General features: G+C 39.2%; 10 protein-coding genes and 2 tRNA genes. All 12 read left to right on the forward strand.

The features are described from left to right. The first annotated feature begins 235 nt into the window (after positions 1-235). The 12 genes from mutS to INR75_RS07625 all read left to right on the forward strand — a co-directional run bounded on the left by mutS (position 236) and on the right by INR75_RS07625 (position 15,040). Positions 236-2,836, forward strand: coding sequence for a DNA mismatch repair protein MutS (gene mutS / locus INR75_RS07570; RefSeq protein ID WP_223091875.1), 2,601 nt, complete (start codon positions 236-238; stop codon positions 2,834-2,836). Between the two features lie 90 nt (positions 2,837-2,926). Next, positions 2,927-2,999: transfer RNA gene (locus tag INR75_RS07575), tRNA-Gly, on the forward strand. A gap of 18 nt (positions 3,000-3,017) precedes the next feature. After that, a tRNA-Leu gene (locus tag INR75_RS07580) sits at positions 3,018-3,103 on the forward strand. Positions 3,104-3,712: 609 nt separating this feature from the next. Continuing rightward, positions 3,713-4,039 (forward strand): DUF6660 family protein, encoded by a 327-nt coding sequence (locus INR75_RS07585; protein ID WP_225573949.1) that lies wholly within the window; start codon positions 3,713-3,715, stop codon positions 4,037-4,039. A gap of 138 nt (positions 4,040-4,177) precedes the next feature. Then, entirely contained in the window at positions 4,178-8,611 is a 4,434-nt protein-coding gene (locus INR75_RS07590) for a CusA/CzcA family heavy metal efflux RND transporter (protein ID WP_075325750.1), read from the forward strand. A gap of 22 nt (positions 8,612-8,633) precedes the next feature. Beyond that, positions 8,634-9,884: an efflux RND transporter periplasmic adaptor subunit gene (locus INR75_RS07595; RefSeq protein WP_173636774.1), complete on the forward strand. Its 1,251-nt coding sequence runs from the start codon at positions 8,634-8,636 to the stop codon at positions 9,882-9,884. Positions 9,885-9,979: 95 nt separating this feature from the next. Beyond that, positions 9,980-10,309: a P-II family nitrogen regulator gene (locus tag INR75_RS07600; protein ID WP_057482983.1), complete on the forward strand. Its 330-nt coding sequence runs from the start codon at positions 9,980-9,982 to the stop codon at positions 10,307-10,309. Between the two features lie 24 nt (positions 10,310-10,333). Next, positions 10,334-10,756, forward strand: coding sequence for a Fur family transcriptional regulator (locus INR75_RS07605; RefSeq protein WP_057482984.1), 423 nt, complete (start codon positions 10,334-10,336; stop codon positions 10,754-10,756). A gap of 26 nt (positions 10,757-10,782) precedes the next feature. Continuing rightward, a complete protein-coding gene (locus INR75_RS07610) occupies positions 10,783-11,142 on the forward strand; it encodes an STAS/SEC14 domain-containing protein (protein WP_057482985.1) in 360 nt (119 codons plus the stop codon). Between the two features lie 30 nt (positions 11,143-11,172). Beyond that, positions 11,173-11,391 (forward strand): SHOCT domain-containing protein, encoded by a 219-nt coding sequence (locus tag INR75_RS07615; protein ID WP_008615618.1) that lies wholly within the window; start codon positions 11,173-11,175, stop codon positions 11,389-11,391. Between the two features lie 57 nt (positions 11,392-11,448). Then, positions 11,449-12,210: a helix-turn-helix domain-containing protein gene (locus INR75_RS07620; protein ID WP_057482986.1), complete on the forward strand. Its 762-nt coding sequence runs from the start codon at positions 11,449-11,451 to the stop codon at positions 12,208-12,210. Positions 12,211-12,487: 277 nt separating this feature from the next. Beyond that, positions 12,488-15,040, forward strand: a complete 2,553-nt coding sequence (locus INR75_RS07625) for a heavy metal translocating P-type ATPase (protein ID WP_057482987.1) — start codon at positions 12,488-12,490, stop codon at positions 15,038-15,040. The last annotated feature ends 11 nt before the right edge of the window (positions 15,041-15,051 follow it).

Raw genomic sequence — 15,051 nt, forward strand, 5'->3', positions numbered from 1 at the left:
CAAAACGATCTAAATTAATAAGTAGTTAATTAAATTTATTAATACAATTTCCATTTCTCTTCAGAGCTCTAAACTTTGTTAGCTGTTAGCTGTTAGCTGTTAGCTGTTAGCTGTCAAAAAAATGTGAATAAAAGCTAGGCTCAAATTTTCTAATCGCAAGGAGGTTTCTGTATTTTAGCATTTCTAAAATTTCCTTGGTTTGGCAGCAAAAAAAGAAGCAAAAGTGACCCCTTTAATGAAGCAGTATTTAGCGATAAAAGCTAAATATCCAGATGCAATGTTATTGTTTAGAGTCGGGGATTTCTATGAGACCTTTGGAGCAGATGCCGTGGTTGCTGCCAGAATTTTAAACATTGTTCTAACCAATAGAAATAACGGCGGCGAGCGAAGCGAGCTTGCAGGTTTTCCGCATCATTCTTTAAACACTTATTTGCCTAAGCTTGTAAAAGCAGGGCAGCGCGTGGCTATTTGCGATCAATTAGAAGATCCAAAAATGACCAAAAAGATAGTGAAGCGTGGAGTAACCGAACTTGTGACTCCAGGTGTGGCGTTGAGCGACGAGGTTTTAAATAGCAAATCGAATAATTTTCTTTGTGCCATTCACTACGGAAAAAGAAATCTTGGAATTTCGTTTTTGGATGTTTCTACGGGTGAATTTCTAACTGCGCAGGGAACGCAGGAATACATCGATAAATTACTTCAGAATTTTAACCCGAGCGAGGTTTTAATTCAGAAGAAATATAAAAAGAATTTTGCGGCAGATTTTGGTGAAGATTACCATGTTTTCTATTTGGAAGATTGGGTGTTTAAAAACGATTTTGCCAGCGAAACGTTAAACGGGCATTTTAAAACCAATTCTTTAAAAGGTTTTGGGGTGTCGCATTTAGAGGAAGGAATTATTGCTTCTGGAGCGATTCTTCATTACCTGGCCGAAACTCAGCATAACAAACTTCAGCATATCACTGCGATAAATCGAATTGCAGAAGAAGAATATGTTTGGATGGATCGATTCACCATTAGAAATCTCGAATTATATCACAGTACTGCCGCCAATGCGGTGACACTTTTAGATGTGATCGATAAGACAATTTCGCCTATGGGAGGCCGATTACTAAAACGTTGGTTGGCGCTGCCTTTAAAGAATTCAGAAAAAATAAAAAAACGCCACGAGGTTGTTGGTTATCTTTTAGAATATCCCGAGGTTTTATATAAAATTCAGGAGCAGGTAAAAGAAATGAGCGATTTAGAACGCTTAATTTCAAAAGTAGCAACGGGTAAAGTTTCACCGCGAGAAGTTATTCAGCTTAAAAATTCTTTAGAAGCCATTATTCCGGTAAAGGAAACTGCTTTAGGATGCGAGAATGAAGCTTTAAAAGTGATTGGCGATAATTTGCATGCCTGTGAATTGCTTAGGTCTAAGATAACTGAAAGCATTAACGAGGAAGCGCCGGTGTTGGTACAAAAAGGAAATGTGATCGCCAGAGGATTTCATAAAGAACTGGACGAACTGCGGGATATCGCATTTTCGGGAAAAGATTACCTCGATAATATGTTGGAGCGAGAAAGTGCTGCAACCGGAATCACTTCATTGAAGATCGGAAATAACAATGTGTACGGTTATTATATCGAAGTGCGAAACACGCATAAAGATAAAGTGCCGGCCGAGTGGGTAAGAAAGCAAACGCTGGTAAATGCTGAACGTTATATTACTGAAGAATTAAAAGAATACGAAGCGAAAATTTTGGGAGCCGAAGAGAAAATATTGCAACTAGAGCAAAATCTATTTTCGAAATTGGTGCTTTGGATGAACGATTATATTCAGCCGGTACAGCAAAACGCGCAGCTTATTGCGCAGTTAGATTGTTTGTGTTCATTCGCACAGCAGGCCAAGATCGAGCAATACTGTAAGCCCGAAATTGAAGAAGGATTCGAATTGCAAATTGAAGACGGTCGCCATCCGGTAATCGAAAAGCAATTACCAATTGGCGAATCTTACGTGACTAATAGCGTTTTTCTGGATAGAGAAGAGCAGCAGGTAATTATGATCACCGGGCCAAATATGAGTGGTAAGTCGGCTATTTTGCGCCAAACCGCTTTAATCGTACTTATGGCACAAATGGGGAGTTTTGTGCCTGCAAAAGCAGCGAATATAGGTTTAGTAGATAAAATTTTTACCAGGGTAGGAGCCAGCGATAATATTTCGATGGGAGAATCTACGTTTATGGTAGAAATGAACGAAACGGCAAATATCCTAAATAATATTTCTGAACGAAGTTTAGTGCTTCTGGATGAAATTGGTCGTGGGACAAGTACTTATGATGGGATTTCGATCGCCTGGGCCATTAGCGAATATTTACATGAACATCCATCGCGCCCAAAAACGCTTTTTGCAACGCATTATCACGAGTTAAATGAAATGTGTGATACCTTTAGCCGAATAAAGAATTATAATGTCTCTGTAAAAGAATTAGAAGAGAATGTTCTTTTTCTGCGGAAGCTGGTTCCCGGTGGGAGCGAACATAGTTTCGGGATTCATGTAGCGAAAATGGCAGGAATGCCACAACAGGTATTGCATCGCGCAAATAAGATTTTACAAAAACTGGAGCAAACTCATAAAATGGAAGAAAGTAGCGAGGTTTTAAAAAAATCTGCTGAAGAAGAGATGCAACTCAGTTTTTTTAATTTAGATGATCCTTTATTGGAAGATTTACGAGACGAATTGGTAAGTATTGATATTGATACACTTACGCCGGTAGAGGCTTTGATGAAATTAAACGAGATAAAACGAATGCTTTCGGTAAAACAAAAAAAGAAGGCTGAAAACGTAAAAAAGTAAAAAAAAGCTTTGTCGTTTTAAGAAATGTGCTAAATTTGCATCCGCAATAAACAATTGCGCATCGGTAAAACCGAAAGTTCTTTTAAATACGCGAAAATAGCTCAGTTGGTAGAGCGCCACCTTGCCAAGGTGGAGGTCGCGGGTTCGAATCCCGTTTTTCGCTCAGTATATATAGCATTATGCTCGGATGGTGGAATTGGTAGACACGTTGGACTTAAAATCCAATGAACAGCAACGTTCGTGCGGGTTCAAGTCCCGCTCCGAGTACTTAAAGCCTTGTTAATCATCTGATTTTCAAGGCTTTTTTGTTTTATTCGTGATAGTTTCCCGACATCTTCCCGACATTTCATAATTTCCTTAGACTATAATTTTCTTTAAGGTTGTTTGGGGTATTTTGCTAAATTCCTGAAAACATCAAATTGTACCTAAGTCAAATAAGAGTAATAAAAACTTTGCTAATAAAAAATTTAAATTAAAACTAAGAGATCTCATAACCCGAAGGTCACTGGTTCGAGTCCAGTTCCCGCTACTAGCAATGACAAGGCTTTACAGAAATGTAAGGCCTTTTTTTATGGACTGGGTACAACATAGGTACAACATTTTTGGAAAGCCAAATTTGAATAGAAAATAATGTTAATTAACATTATTTGGGGATATTTCCTATCTCATTCGAAGTGTAACTTAGTAATTTGAAGGATTTGTATAATTCTCTATTTCATTAAATAGCTTATTAAAAAACAATGTTCTAATTCTTCAGTATAAGATCTTGGTAATTTTTTAATTGAAATTATTATCAAATTATGTGATAAACCTTTTGAAATCTGTTCCTATTCTTTTTGCACAATCTGTGCATTGATTTTTTTTTATCTTTGTAGTGTGAAAATTATCGCTGTCATATTATCTCTATATATATTCGGGCTTAACTTATTAGCCTGTAATGATAGTGACACTTCACAAGTGATTTCTGATTCAGAAGTAACAGTGGTTGCTACGCAGAATTTAGATATCGACTATTCACATGATAAAGTAGCAGATTTATGCCCTCCTTTTTGTAGTTGCCATTGCTGCCATGTGCATACAGTAGATTTCGGTTCTTCAAATTTCAAGGCTTTGATTATTGAAATTCCATCAAAAGCCTTTGTCCATTTTGACAGCTCAGTGGAAGAACCTATTCTTTCCTTTTTAGATCCTCCAAAAGTTTAATTCAGTTTTTTTAAAGGATAATTATATCCTTTTTTGACCAAATCCTGGTTCTCATACTAGATCCTTGGTCCTATTGATAGATTTTGTTAGGCACAAAATTATTATCAAGAATTTTAACTGAATTAAATTTTTATTTATATGATTAATAAGATAATCGCATTTTCCATTAATAATAAATTTATTATTGGACTACTTACCTTAGCGCTGATAGGGACGGGTATTTGGTCCATGATGACCGTCAACCTGGGATCGGTGCCAGATATTACTAACAATCAGGTTCAGGTGATCACCCAGTCGCCAAATCTTGCCACAGAAGATATTGAACAATTTGTAACCTATCCCGTAGAACTTTCGATGGGTAATTTACCTGGAGTTACAGAGATTCGCTCTATTTCACGGTTTGGACTTTCGGTAGTTACTATTGTTTTTAAAGATGATATGGGAACTTATCTCCCTCGTCAACTAGTACAGGAAAAACTTAATGAATTGGGAGAAACCATTCCCGATAAATTTGGAAGTCCTGCTATGGGACCTATTTCAACCGGATTGGGTCAAATTTATGAGTATACCATAAAGCCAAAGGAGGGATACGAAACTGAATATTCTCCCATGGAACTACGAACTATTCAGGACTGGATAATCAAGCGACAACTTACCTTGCTGGAAGGTGTGGTGGAAGTAAATTCTTTTGGAGGCTCCATAAAACAATATGAGGTAGCAATCAATCCTGAGAAATTAAACAGTATGGGTATAAGTATCTCTGAGGTTTATGAGGCGCTGGCCCGAAACAATGTGAATACCGGTGGAGCTTATATTGAGAAAAATAAAATGTCAAATTTTATTAGAGGTGAAGGTTTAATCCGTTCACTGGAGGATATAAGGAAAATTGCTATTACTACCGAAAATTCTATTCCGATAACTATTGGAGATGTTGCGGAAGATGTTCAGTTTGGAAATCAGGTACGCTACGGAGCTTTCACTCAAGACGGAGAGGAAGCCGTAGGCGGGATAATAATGATGTTAAAAGGCGCCAATCCCAATGCCGTAATTCAGGATGTTAAAGATAGGATGGCAGAAGTTGAAAAGTCACTTCCTGAAGGTTTGACCATAGAGCCAATTATTGATCGGAGTGAATTAATAGCACGAACAACCGATACTGTTAAAACAAATTTACTGGAAGGTGCATTGATAGTGATTTTTGCCCTGGTATTGTTATTAGGTAGTCTAAGAGGTGGACTTATTACTGCTACCACTATTCCCTTATCACTGCTTTTTGCTTTTATTTTAATGAAACAATTCAATGTCTGGGCCAATCTAATGAGTTTGGGCGCTATTGACTTTGGAATCATTATAGACGGTGCAGTGATTATCATCGAGGGAACCGTGTATGAAATACAAAAACGGATAAGATCTGGCAAGGTGAAATTCAATCAGGCTAAAATGGATGAAGTAGCCTATGATGCTGGGAGCACGATGATGAGTTCCGCATTTTTTGGACAGATTATAATTCTTATTGTATTCACGCCTATACTTTTTCTTACGGGGGTAGAAGGTAAAATGTTTAAGCCGATGGCGTACACTTTCGGTTTTGCCATGATAGGTGCTATTTTCTTATGCCTTACCTATGTCCCTATGATGTCTGCCCTATTTATGAAACCCATTCAGAATAAAAAGAACTGGTTTGGAAGGTTTGAACGCTGGCTGGAAAGGATAAGTGATAAGATAATTGGTGGAATACAAAGGGTATATATGCCTTTACTGAAAGGGGCATTAAAACTGAAGCTCATTGTTGTAGGTGCTGCTGCTGTTCTACTTGTATTAGCCGGTTTCCTTTTTTCCAGAATGGGAGGAGAATTTGTGCCTCAACTGGATGAAGGGGATATCGCCATGCAGGCTTTAATCAGACCAGGAAGTTCATTAACAGAGTCTATTGAAGTTTCCAAAAAAATAGAAAATATCCTTCTAGAAAATTTTCCTGAAATTAAAACAGCAACAGCAAGAATTGGAGTAGCGGACATCCCAACAGATCCAATGCCGATGGATATCGCAGATATGTACCTGATTCTTGAAAAAGATAAGGATAATTGGACAACCGCTGAAACTAAAGAAGGACTTATAGCGCAAATCAAGGAAAAACTCAATAAAGAACTTACTGGGGTAAACCTTGTGTTTACGCAACCTGTAGAATTAAGGTTCAACGAATTATTAGAGGGGGTTAGAGAAGATATTGCGGTTAAACTATATGGAGAGGACCTGGGGGTGTTGTCGGAAAAGGTACAGGAAATGGCTAATATTATCCAGACCGTACCTGGAGCAGGAGATGTTAATCCTGAACGAACATCTGGGCTGCCACAAATGACCGTGAAATTTAACCGTGATAAAATTGCTCAATATGGCCTGGATATCCAAAAAGCAAATGATTATATAAGTACTGCTTTTGCGGGAGGAACCGCAGGAGTCATTTTTGAAGGAGAAAAGCGATTCGATTTAGTAGTAAGATTTGATGAAGAACATAGAAAGAATATTGATGACTTGCGTGGAATGTATATCGATCTTCCCGACGGAACTCAGGTACCGATAAAAGAAATAGCAGATATCGAATATGTTCCGGGCCCTATGCAAATTTCGAGAGATGATACCTACAGAAGAACCTATGTGGGTGTAAATGCCCGGGGAAGGGATGTAGAGTCAGTCGTTAATGATATTCAGCAAAGATTAGATGAAGAATTAGAATTACCTCCCGGGTATTATATAACTTATGGGGGGGAATTCGAAAATCTTCAGAGTGCTAAGGACCGCTTGATAATTGTTGTACCCATTGCCCTTTTCTTGATATTTGTTCTTCTATATTTTGCCCTAAAATCGTTTTCCCAATCTGTCATGATCTATATAGCCATACCCCTCGCTGCCATTGGAGGTGTTTTTGCCCTTTGGTTGCGGGGAATGCCATTCAGTATTTCTGCTGGGGTAGGTTTTATTGTATTATTCGGGGTTGCAGTTTTAAACGGGCTGGTACTAATAAATAGATTCAATTCTTTAAAAGAAGAAGGAGTAACCAGTATAAAAGATAGAATTTTTACAGGAACCAAAGAACGAATACGACCTATTATGTTAACAGCAACAACAGATATTTTCGGTTTTTTACCAATGGCATTTTCCACATCAGCCGGTGCAGAAGTTCAACAACCACTTGCTACGGTGGTTATAGGTGGGATGCTTACAGCTACACTGCTTACGCTGGTTGTATTACCAGTACTATATACCCTTGTAGAAAGAAAACGAGAGAAAAAAGAACAGAATAAACTAGGTTCTTCCAATTCGCGATCTTTAGCTACGATTTTGATAATTGGCTTAGTTTTAGGCGGAACCTTTTCTGTAAATGCACAATCTGATGCAATGTCATCTGAATATTCACAACAGGATTCTTTACAAACAATTAGTTTGGAGGATGCAAAAGAAATGGCAATCAAAAATTTTCCACAGCTCCAAGCTGCCCAGCTCGAAATTGAAAGTGAGGAAGTATTGCGCAAAACCGCCTTTGATTTTGGAAACACCCAAATCTTTACAGGAAAAGAAGAAGTAGGAAATGGCTCTGATGGGATCTATACCCAAATTGGCGTCCAACAACAAGGCATCGATATTTTCGGAATAGTGCCCCGGTTAAAACTACAGAAAGAAAGGGTGGCACTTGCTGAAAATGCCTTAGAGCTATCTACTATTGAAATTGAACGTGAAGTAAGCAGGGCCTGGACATCTGTTTATACAAGTAAAAAGAGGTATCAGGTATATAAGAAAATGGATTCTATTTTCGAAGATATTGAAAGGGCGGCTAGAATCAGGTATGAGACAGAAGCTACCTCTAAACTGGAATATCTTGCCACCTCAAATCAGGGGAATGAGGTGAAAATACAGTTAGAACAAGCTTATCGAGATTATCTGAAATCAATACAGCGCTTAAACCTATGGTTTGTTAGTGACACAATTTACGATGTACCAGATTTGCCTGCTGAAGCATTGGATGAACCTTTAAACTTTCTGGTAGAGTCTCTTGAAAATCATCCCTTACTACAGGTTTCAGAACAAAGAATTGACGTGGCAAAAGCGGTTACCAGAGAACGAAAATCTGAATTTTTGCCCAAATTTCAGGGTCAATACGGTAGGCAGGAAATAGCCGGGCAATCGGGTTTCTTTCAATATCAAATAGGAATTCAAATTCCACTGTTTTTTGGGCCGGAATTAGGCCGTACCCAGGAAGCACAAGTGAATCGAAAGATTGCAGAGCAAAACTTTTACCAGGATAAACTCGAACTGGAAATCGCCTATAAAAATATGCGGGAAGACTACATCAAATGGAGAAACTCATGGAATTATTATAGGGATGAAGCGCTTCCTTTAGCACAGGAACAACAGGATGGGTCGGTATTAGCATTTAAGGAAGGTGCTATAGATTACGTAACCTTCCTTCAAAATATAAGAGATGCCATTAGAATCGAAGTAAATGCCTGGAGTGCTTTTAACGATTATCTCGACAGCCGTTACCAACTGGAATATTACCTTAAGAATTCAAATTAAAAATTAAAATAAGAAAATCGATATGAATACAAGATCAATAAATATTTTAATGCTTGCCTTAACGCTCAGCATATTCTTTGGATGTAAAGAAAATCCTGAGGAAGGGGATGACGCTTCCAGTGAAACTGCAACTACTAATACCGAAGAAGGTGAAAATCACGGTGAGGAAGGAGATGAAGAACACGGTGAAGAAGAAGGCGGGATGCGTTCAGTACATCTTTCAGAGATGAAATTCAATAGTTTGGGCATCAAAGTAGATACCTTACCTAAAAAAGCTTTGTCCGGTATTGTGGAAGCCAATGGCCAGTTAGAAGTGCCGCCACAATATGAAGCTACCGTTACGGCAATTTTAGGCGGTAATATAACTTCTATAAAGGTTATTGAGGGGGATAAGGTAAATAAAGGTCAGGTGTTGGCTTATCTTTCTCACCCAAATTTAACCAGAATGCAGTCTGATTATATTAATGCATATAGTAGGATGCAATTTTTGGAAAAGGAATTTGAAAGACAGAAACGTTTATATGAAGCAGAGGTAGGATCTGGAAAAACTTTTCAACAGACCCAATCCGATTACCAGTCTGTACAAGGTGAAGTACGGGGGTACGAATCACAATTACGCCAGTTAAACCTAAATGCTTCCCAGGTTAGAGACGGTGAATTATATGAATATATTCCGGTAGTAAGCCCAATTGGAGGTTATATAGAAAAAGTACTGGTGCAGATAGGACAGTATGTGGAGCCGCAAACCAGCATGTTTATGGTAGTTGATAATGAACATGTTCATGCCGATCTAATGGTTTTTGAAAAAGATATTTATAAGGTGAAAGAAGGCCAAAAGATTGCGTTTACACTGGAATCGGTTCCAGGCAGTAATTTAACCGGGGAAATTTATTCAGTGGGGAAACAATTTGAACAAAACCCCAAAGCGGTACATGTGCATGCAGAAATCGATAATAAAGAAGATTTTCTAATTCCGGGGATGTATATAAACGGAAAAATCAGGACGGGTGAAGAAGCTGTTCCTGCCTTACCGGAAGAAGCAATAATTGAAGAAGAAGGAAATCCCTACATCTTTACGGCCCAAAAACACCAGGAAGATGGTGAAACCGAGTGGGAATTGAAACCGGTGCAGGTAAGAACGGGAATAACTGAAGATGGTTGGGTTGAAATTAAACTGCTGGAGCCTCTGCCTGAAGGTACGTTGGTTGCTTATAATAATGCCTATTATCTGGTCTCTGAAATGCAGAAAAGCCAGACTTCCCATGGTCATTAAATTAAAAAAAATAGATGGATGGACTCTCTGTTAAATGTTTGTCTTGATTAAAATTCCAGAGGGTTCATCCTTAATACTAAATTAAAACCACAGTAATGAAAGAAATAAAAGCATTTATAAAGCCAAAACGGGTTCAAATAGTGATAGAATCCCTTAGCGAAAGCGGATTCAAAAGTATGACGCTGTCTCAGGGGGAAGGTACCGGAGCATTTAAAGCAAAAGGCGCATCACCTTCTTTAGATTTCCGTGTAACCGACAGCCCGGTGGTAAAGTTAGAACTGGTATGTCAAAATGAAGAAGCACAATCGGCTATCAATATCATCCTGGAAAACGGGAAAACACCGGATCCAGGTGATGGCATCATTTATTTGTCTGACATTGAAGATGCTTTCAAGATAAAAACCGGGGAATCCTTAAAGCGTTAAATTTTCTAAACCCTTTTACGCCCAATGGAAAAAATAGTAAAAAAGTTAGAAAGCAAAGGCATCCGCCCTACGGCAATGCGCCTGATGACCTATAAACGGTTGGCACAATTGAATGTGGCCATTAGTTTAGGCGACCTTGGGAAAGATTTCGAAAGCTCGGAAAGGAGTACGCTTTTCCGTACTATGAAGACATTTGAAGAAAAAGGAATTGTGCATCAAATTGAGGATGGCACCGGCATCATTAAATATGCCCTGTGTGAAGACAATTGTGAATGCGAGGTGGGTAACGACCTTCACTTACATTTTCATTGCAATAGTTGCGGGGAAACCGTGTGCCTTACAGAACATAAAATCCCTCAGATAAATCTGCCCGAAGGTTACGTGGCAGAGGATATTAATCTGGTGGCTAAGGGAGTCTGTGAGAAATGTAGCAATGACTTGGATTAAGTTTTTTGATTTAAAAAATTGGAACAATGATGAAAATTTATAAAAAAGAAAACAAGGTATATATGGTAGCTCAAAATAGATTGGATGCTACCGATTATGACAATTTGATATCTCAATTAAAAAACCATATACAGGCAAACCATAAAGTATACTGGTATATTGAAATGGAAAATTTTGAGGGGTGGACTGCAAGTGCGTATTGGAAGGGCATTGAACTGAAACTTCCGAATGAAGAACGCGTTAAAAAGGTTGCATTGGTGGGAATTACAAAATGGCAGGAACAGTTTACCGAAGTTTTGATACCCTTTACAAAGGCACATATTAAATTCTTTAGCCTTGAAGAAAAACATTTGGCCAAGGAATGGATGGAGAAAGGAAATCATTAAAAAAGTTAAATAAATTTAAACAGAAAGATTATGATGGACAACTGGAATTTTGGGGGAATGCACTGGATATGGTGGGGGCTTTGGATAATCCTCATCTTTTGGATATTCTTAATTCCTTATCCCACCCCGGGACAAAATAGACGGAAGGATAAGGCTATGGAAGCCCTGAGAGAACGATACGCCCGGGGCGAGATAAGCGATGAGGAATTTGAACAAAAGAAGAAAGTCCTTCAGGATAAGAAGAAGTAGTTATAAGGCACAGGCATCGAAAGCGATGGCACCTATGGCTTATAAAAGAAGGTAAAAATGAAAAAACGCAAAGTATTTGTTTTTATATTCATTGGATTAGCCCTTGGCTTATTTATAATACAGCCCCTGGTTATTTCACTCCACATGTATGACATGCAGGGAGGTAATGGCGAATGGTGGAAATCTCTGCTTGCTTCATATCAGCAGGAAGTTAGTTCATGGGATTTGGATCAAGCCATCATCAAATTGCTATTTGGACTGCTGGGCATTGCCTTGTCGCTTATGTTTATGGTCAGGCAAAGAATATTTCAATTGACCGGAAGAAGAGATAAGCTGGAGGAGATCAGGGAGCTGATTGCGGCAGGAGAAAACCAGCAAGTAGAATTTAAATCTACCTTGAGATGGGATTTGAGGCAGTTTAAACCGAATAAGGCTTTGGAGGACGTAATAGCAAAAACAATTGCCGGGTTTATGAACACCCAAGAAGGGCATTTAATTATCGGAATTGATGATGAAGGTAGTATTCTGGGGCTGGAACAGGATTGCGGTACTTTAAAAAAACCTGGCAAGGACGGGTTTGAGCAATATATAATGCAATTGGTGTCCCTCAAGTTCGGCACTCATTTTTGCCCTTTGGTTAAAGTGGCCTTTTACCAATTCGAAGAAAAGGATATCTGTTATGTAAGGGTTCACAAATCACAAAAACCTGTGTATTTGAATTTGGGCGATCGTTCGCATTTCTTTATCAGAACCGGGAACGGAACCCGCGAGTTGGATATGCCTGAGGCTCTGGAGTATTTGGAGATACACTTAAATTAATATAAACCCTATAAAATTGAAAAAATGATATAGGTATTGGACATAGAAAAAGAAAACTTGATTGCTGCTAAAATCAATGGTAGAATCACGAAGAAGGATATAAAAAACCCATCCGCTAATCCACAATATCATCGAAAAAAGTCATAAAATTTGTAGGCGAAAAAAATAGCAGGAATGGGTCGTTAAAGCTACTCATTTCTTTACCGGTTCAGAAGTCAAATATTTTGACCTTCAGGATAAGGAACAAGCAAAAAACTGGATACAAATAACTAAGGATATGAAAAAACTAAAAATCAAAATTCCCGTAATCCTTCCACAGGTACCTAATGAAAAAGACGCTTGTGTGGAAAGGCTAATTAAGGAACTGGAAGCCGAAAATGGCCTTGAAAAAGTCCACATAGCGGATGATCAGGAAGATACGGTGCCACAATTGTGCTTTCATTACGATCCGGATATAATTTCTATTGACCGCATTCAATCATTGGCAGAAAGAACCGGGGCTGAAATTACCGCGAAATATGGACATTTGCTTATAGAGGTTGAGGGGATTAGACATACCCGGCATGCAAGGACTATAGAAAAGAGTCTGTTGAATATCAATGGTGTTTTGGAAGCTTCCGCCAATGCCGGAGGAATGATCCGTTTAGAATATGATAAACGGGAAACAAGTTTTGATGAGATAACTACAAAGCTCGAAAAAGAAAACCTACAAGTTAAAAAAAGCTCCTCTGCTGAGAATAAGGGCTTTAAATCTGCCGAAAAGAATCCTCAAAATTTAAATAAAGAAAAGGTAAGGGATATAGAAGAACAAAAGCATAAAGATACTGATCTCCAGAATCATAGAGAAGCGGATAGCCACGGGGCCGGGGAAGAACATTCCCACGCCCACGGAGGTATTTTTGGGAAAAACACCGAACTTATTTTTGCTATTATTTGTGGTGCTCTTTTGGGTATTGGTTTTGGTTTGTCCTACGTAACATCAATACCGGAATGGGTCAGCTTATCCCTATACATAGGTGCCTACTTTTTTGGAGGTTACTTTACAGCAAAAGAAGCCATACAGACCGTAGCCAAAGGTGGATTTGAAATTGATTTTCTCATGTTGGTCGCAGCTATAGGAGCAGCTATTCTTGGGGAATGGGCTGAAGGAGCTTTGTTATTATTTCTCTTTAGCCTGGGGCATGCCTTGGAGCATTATGCAATGAACAAAGCACGAAAATCTATAGCTGCACTGGCAGAACTGGCGCCAAAAACAGCTTTGGTTAAGAAAAATGGTAAAACGGAAGAAGTTGGTATCGAAAAACTCAATATTGGGGATATCATTGTGGTGAAACCAAATAGTAAAATATCTGCAGATGGCGTAGTGGTAGATGGGCAGAGTAGTGTTAACCAGGCTCCAATAACCGGGGAGAGTGTACCGGTAGATAAAGTTCCCGTAGAAGATGTTGAGAAGGATTACTCAGAGGTAGATGATATTAAAGATGAAAACCGCGTTTTTGCCGGAACGATCAATGGGAACAATACTTTGGAGATTAAAGTTATCAAAGCAGCCAAAGATTCAACGCTTTCCCGATTGGTGAAACTGGTTAACGAAGCTCAGACTCAAAAATCGCCTACCCAGTTGCTCACCGATAAATTTGAAAAATATTTTGTGCCGTCCGTCCTTATTTTGGTCGGGATTCTTTTGTTTGCTTTTTTAGTTATTGACGAACCCTTTAGCGCCAGCTTTTACAGGGCGATGGCCGTATTAGTAGCTGCAAGTCCCTGTGCGTTGGCAATCTCGACCCCAAGTGCTGTATTAAGTGGAGTGGCCAGAGCTGCCCGTGGCGGGGTATTAATTAAAGGAGGGCGCCCTCTGGAGGACCTGGGGGTTATTACCGCCCTAGCCTTTGATAAAACCGGAACTCTAACGGAAGGAAAGCCAAAACTTACCCAAGTGGTGCCACTTGGGGATATTTCAGACAATGAACTTCTCAAAATAGCAGTAGCCGTGGAAGGTCTTAGTGATCACCCCCTGGCCAAAGCTGTAGTTCGTGATGGAAAAGAGCGTCTGGAAGGCGAGGAAATCCCAAATGCCTCTAATTTAGAGGCAGTTCTGGGTAAAGGGATTAAAGCATCATTTGGCAATGATAAAATCTATATAGGTAACCTCGACCTGTACGAAGGGCTTGATGAGAGTACACCTTCCGAAAAAATAGCTACGAAAGTGCGTGGTCTTGAAGGTGGTGGAAATACAACAATGCTTATACGAAAAAATGAAGAATATATAGGCATCATTGCATTAATGGATACCCCTCGTGAAGCCGCCAAGGGAACCCTTAAAAAATTAAAAGAAATAGGAATTAAACGAATGATCATGCTTACTGGTGATAACCAGAAGGTAGCAGACGCAGTAGCAGAAGAAATAGGATTGACCGATGCCTGGGGTAGTTTATTACCGGAAGAAAAAGTGGATGCTATAAAAGAATTAAAAGAAAAGGAATCCAAGGTGGCAATGGTGGGCGATGGCGTTAATGATGCCCCTGCCATGGCAAACAGCACTGTAGGAATAGCTATGGGTGCTGCGGGAAGTGATGTAGCCCTGGAAACGGCGGATATTGCGCTAATGGCCGATAAGTTGGAAACCCTGCCCTTTGCCATAGGTTTAAGCAGGAAGGCAAAGGCGATTATCAGGCAAAACCTTTGGGTTAGCCTTGGTATTGTGGCCCTGCTTATACCTTCAACCATATTCGGCTTGGCAAATATTGGAGTGGCGGTAGTAATCCATGAAGGTTCGACGCTTCTGGTGGTTTTTAATGCGTTAAGGCTTTTGGCTTATAAAAAAGATTAGATCCGGACTTA

Source organism: Zunongwangia sp. SCSIO 43204, from assembly GCF_019904275.1.
Lineage (GTDB): Bacteria > Bacteroidota > Bacteroidia > Flavobacteriales > Flavobacteriaceae > Zunongwangia > Zunongwangia mangrovi.

Bases quoted from the DNA above. Each gene is read 5' to 3' on its own strand.
- mutS (WP_223091875.1), top strand. From the start codon at position 236: ATGAAGCAGTATTTAGCGATAAAAGCTAAATATCCAGATGCAATGTTA.
- INR75_RS07625 (WP_057482987.1), top strand. From the start codon at position 12,488: ATGAAAAAACTAAAAATCAAAATTCCCGTAATCCTTCCACAGGTACCT.
- INR75_RS07590 (WP_075325750.1), top strand. From the start codon at position 4,178: ATGATTAATAAGATAATCGCATTTTCCATTAATAATAAATTTATTATT.
- INR75_RS07620 (WP_057482986.1), top strand. From the start codon at position 11,449: ATGAAAAAACGCAAAGTATTTGTTTTTATATTCATTGGATTAGCCCTT.
- INR75_RS07615 (WP_008615618.1), top strand. From the start codon at position 11,173: ATGATGGACAACTGGAATTTTGGGGGAATGCACTGGATATGGTGGGGG.
- INR75_RS07600 (WP_057482983.1), top strand. From the start codon at position 9,980: ATGAAAGAAATAAAAGCATTTATAAAGCCAAAACGGGTTCAAATAGTG.
- INR75_RS07595 (WP_173636774.1), top strand. From the start codon at position 8,634: ATGAATACAAGATCAATAAATATTTTAATGCTTGCCTTAACGCTCAGC.
- INR75_RS07605 (WP_057482984.1), top strand. From the start codon at position 10,334: ATGGAAAAAATAGTAAAAAAGTTAGAAAGCAAAGGCATCCGCCCTACG.
- INR75_RS07610 (WP_057482985.1), top strand. From the start codon at position 10,783: ATGATGAAAATTTATAAAAAAGAAAACAAGGTATATATGGTAGCTCAA.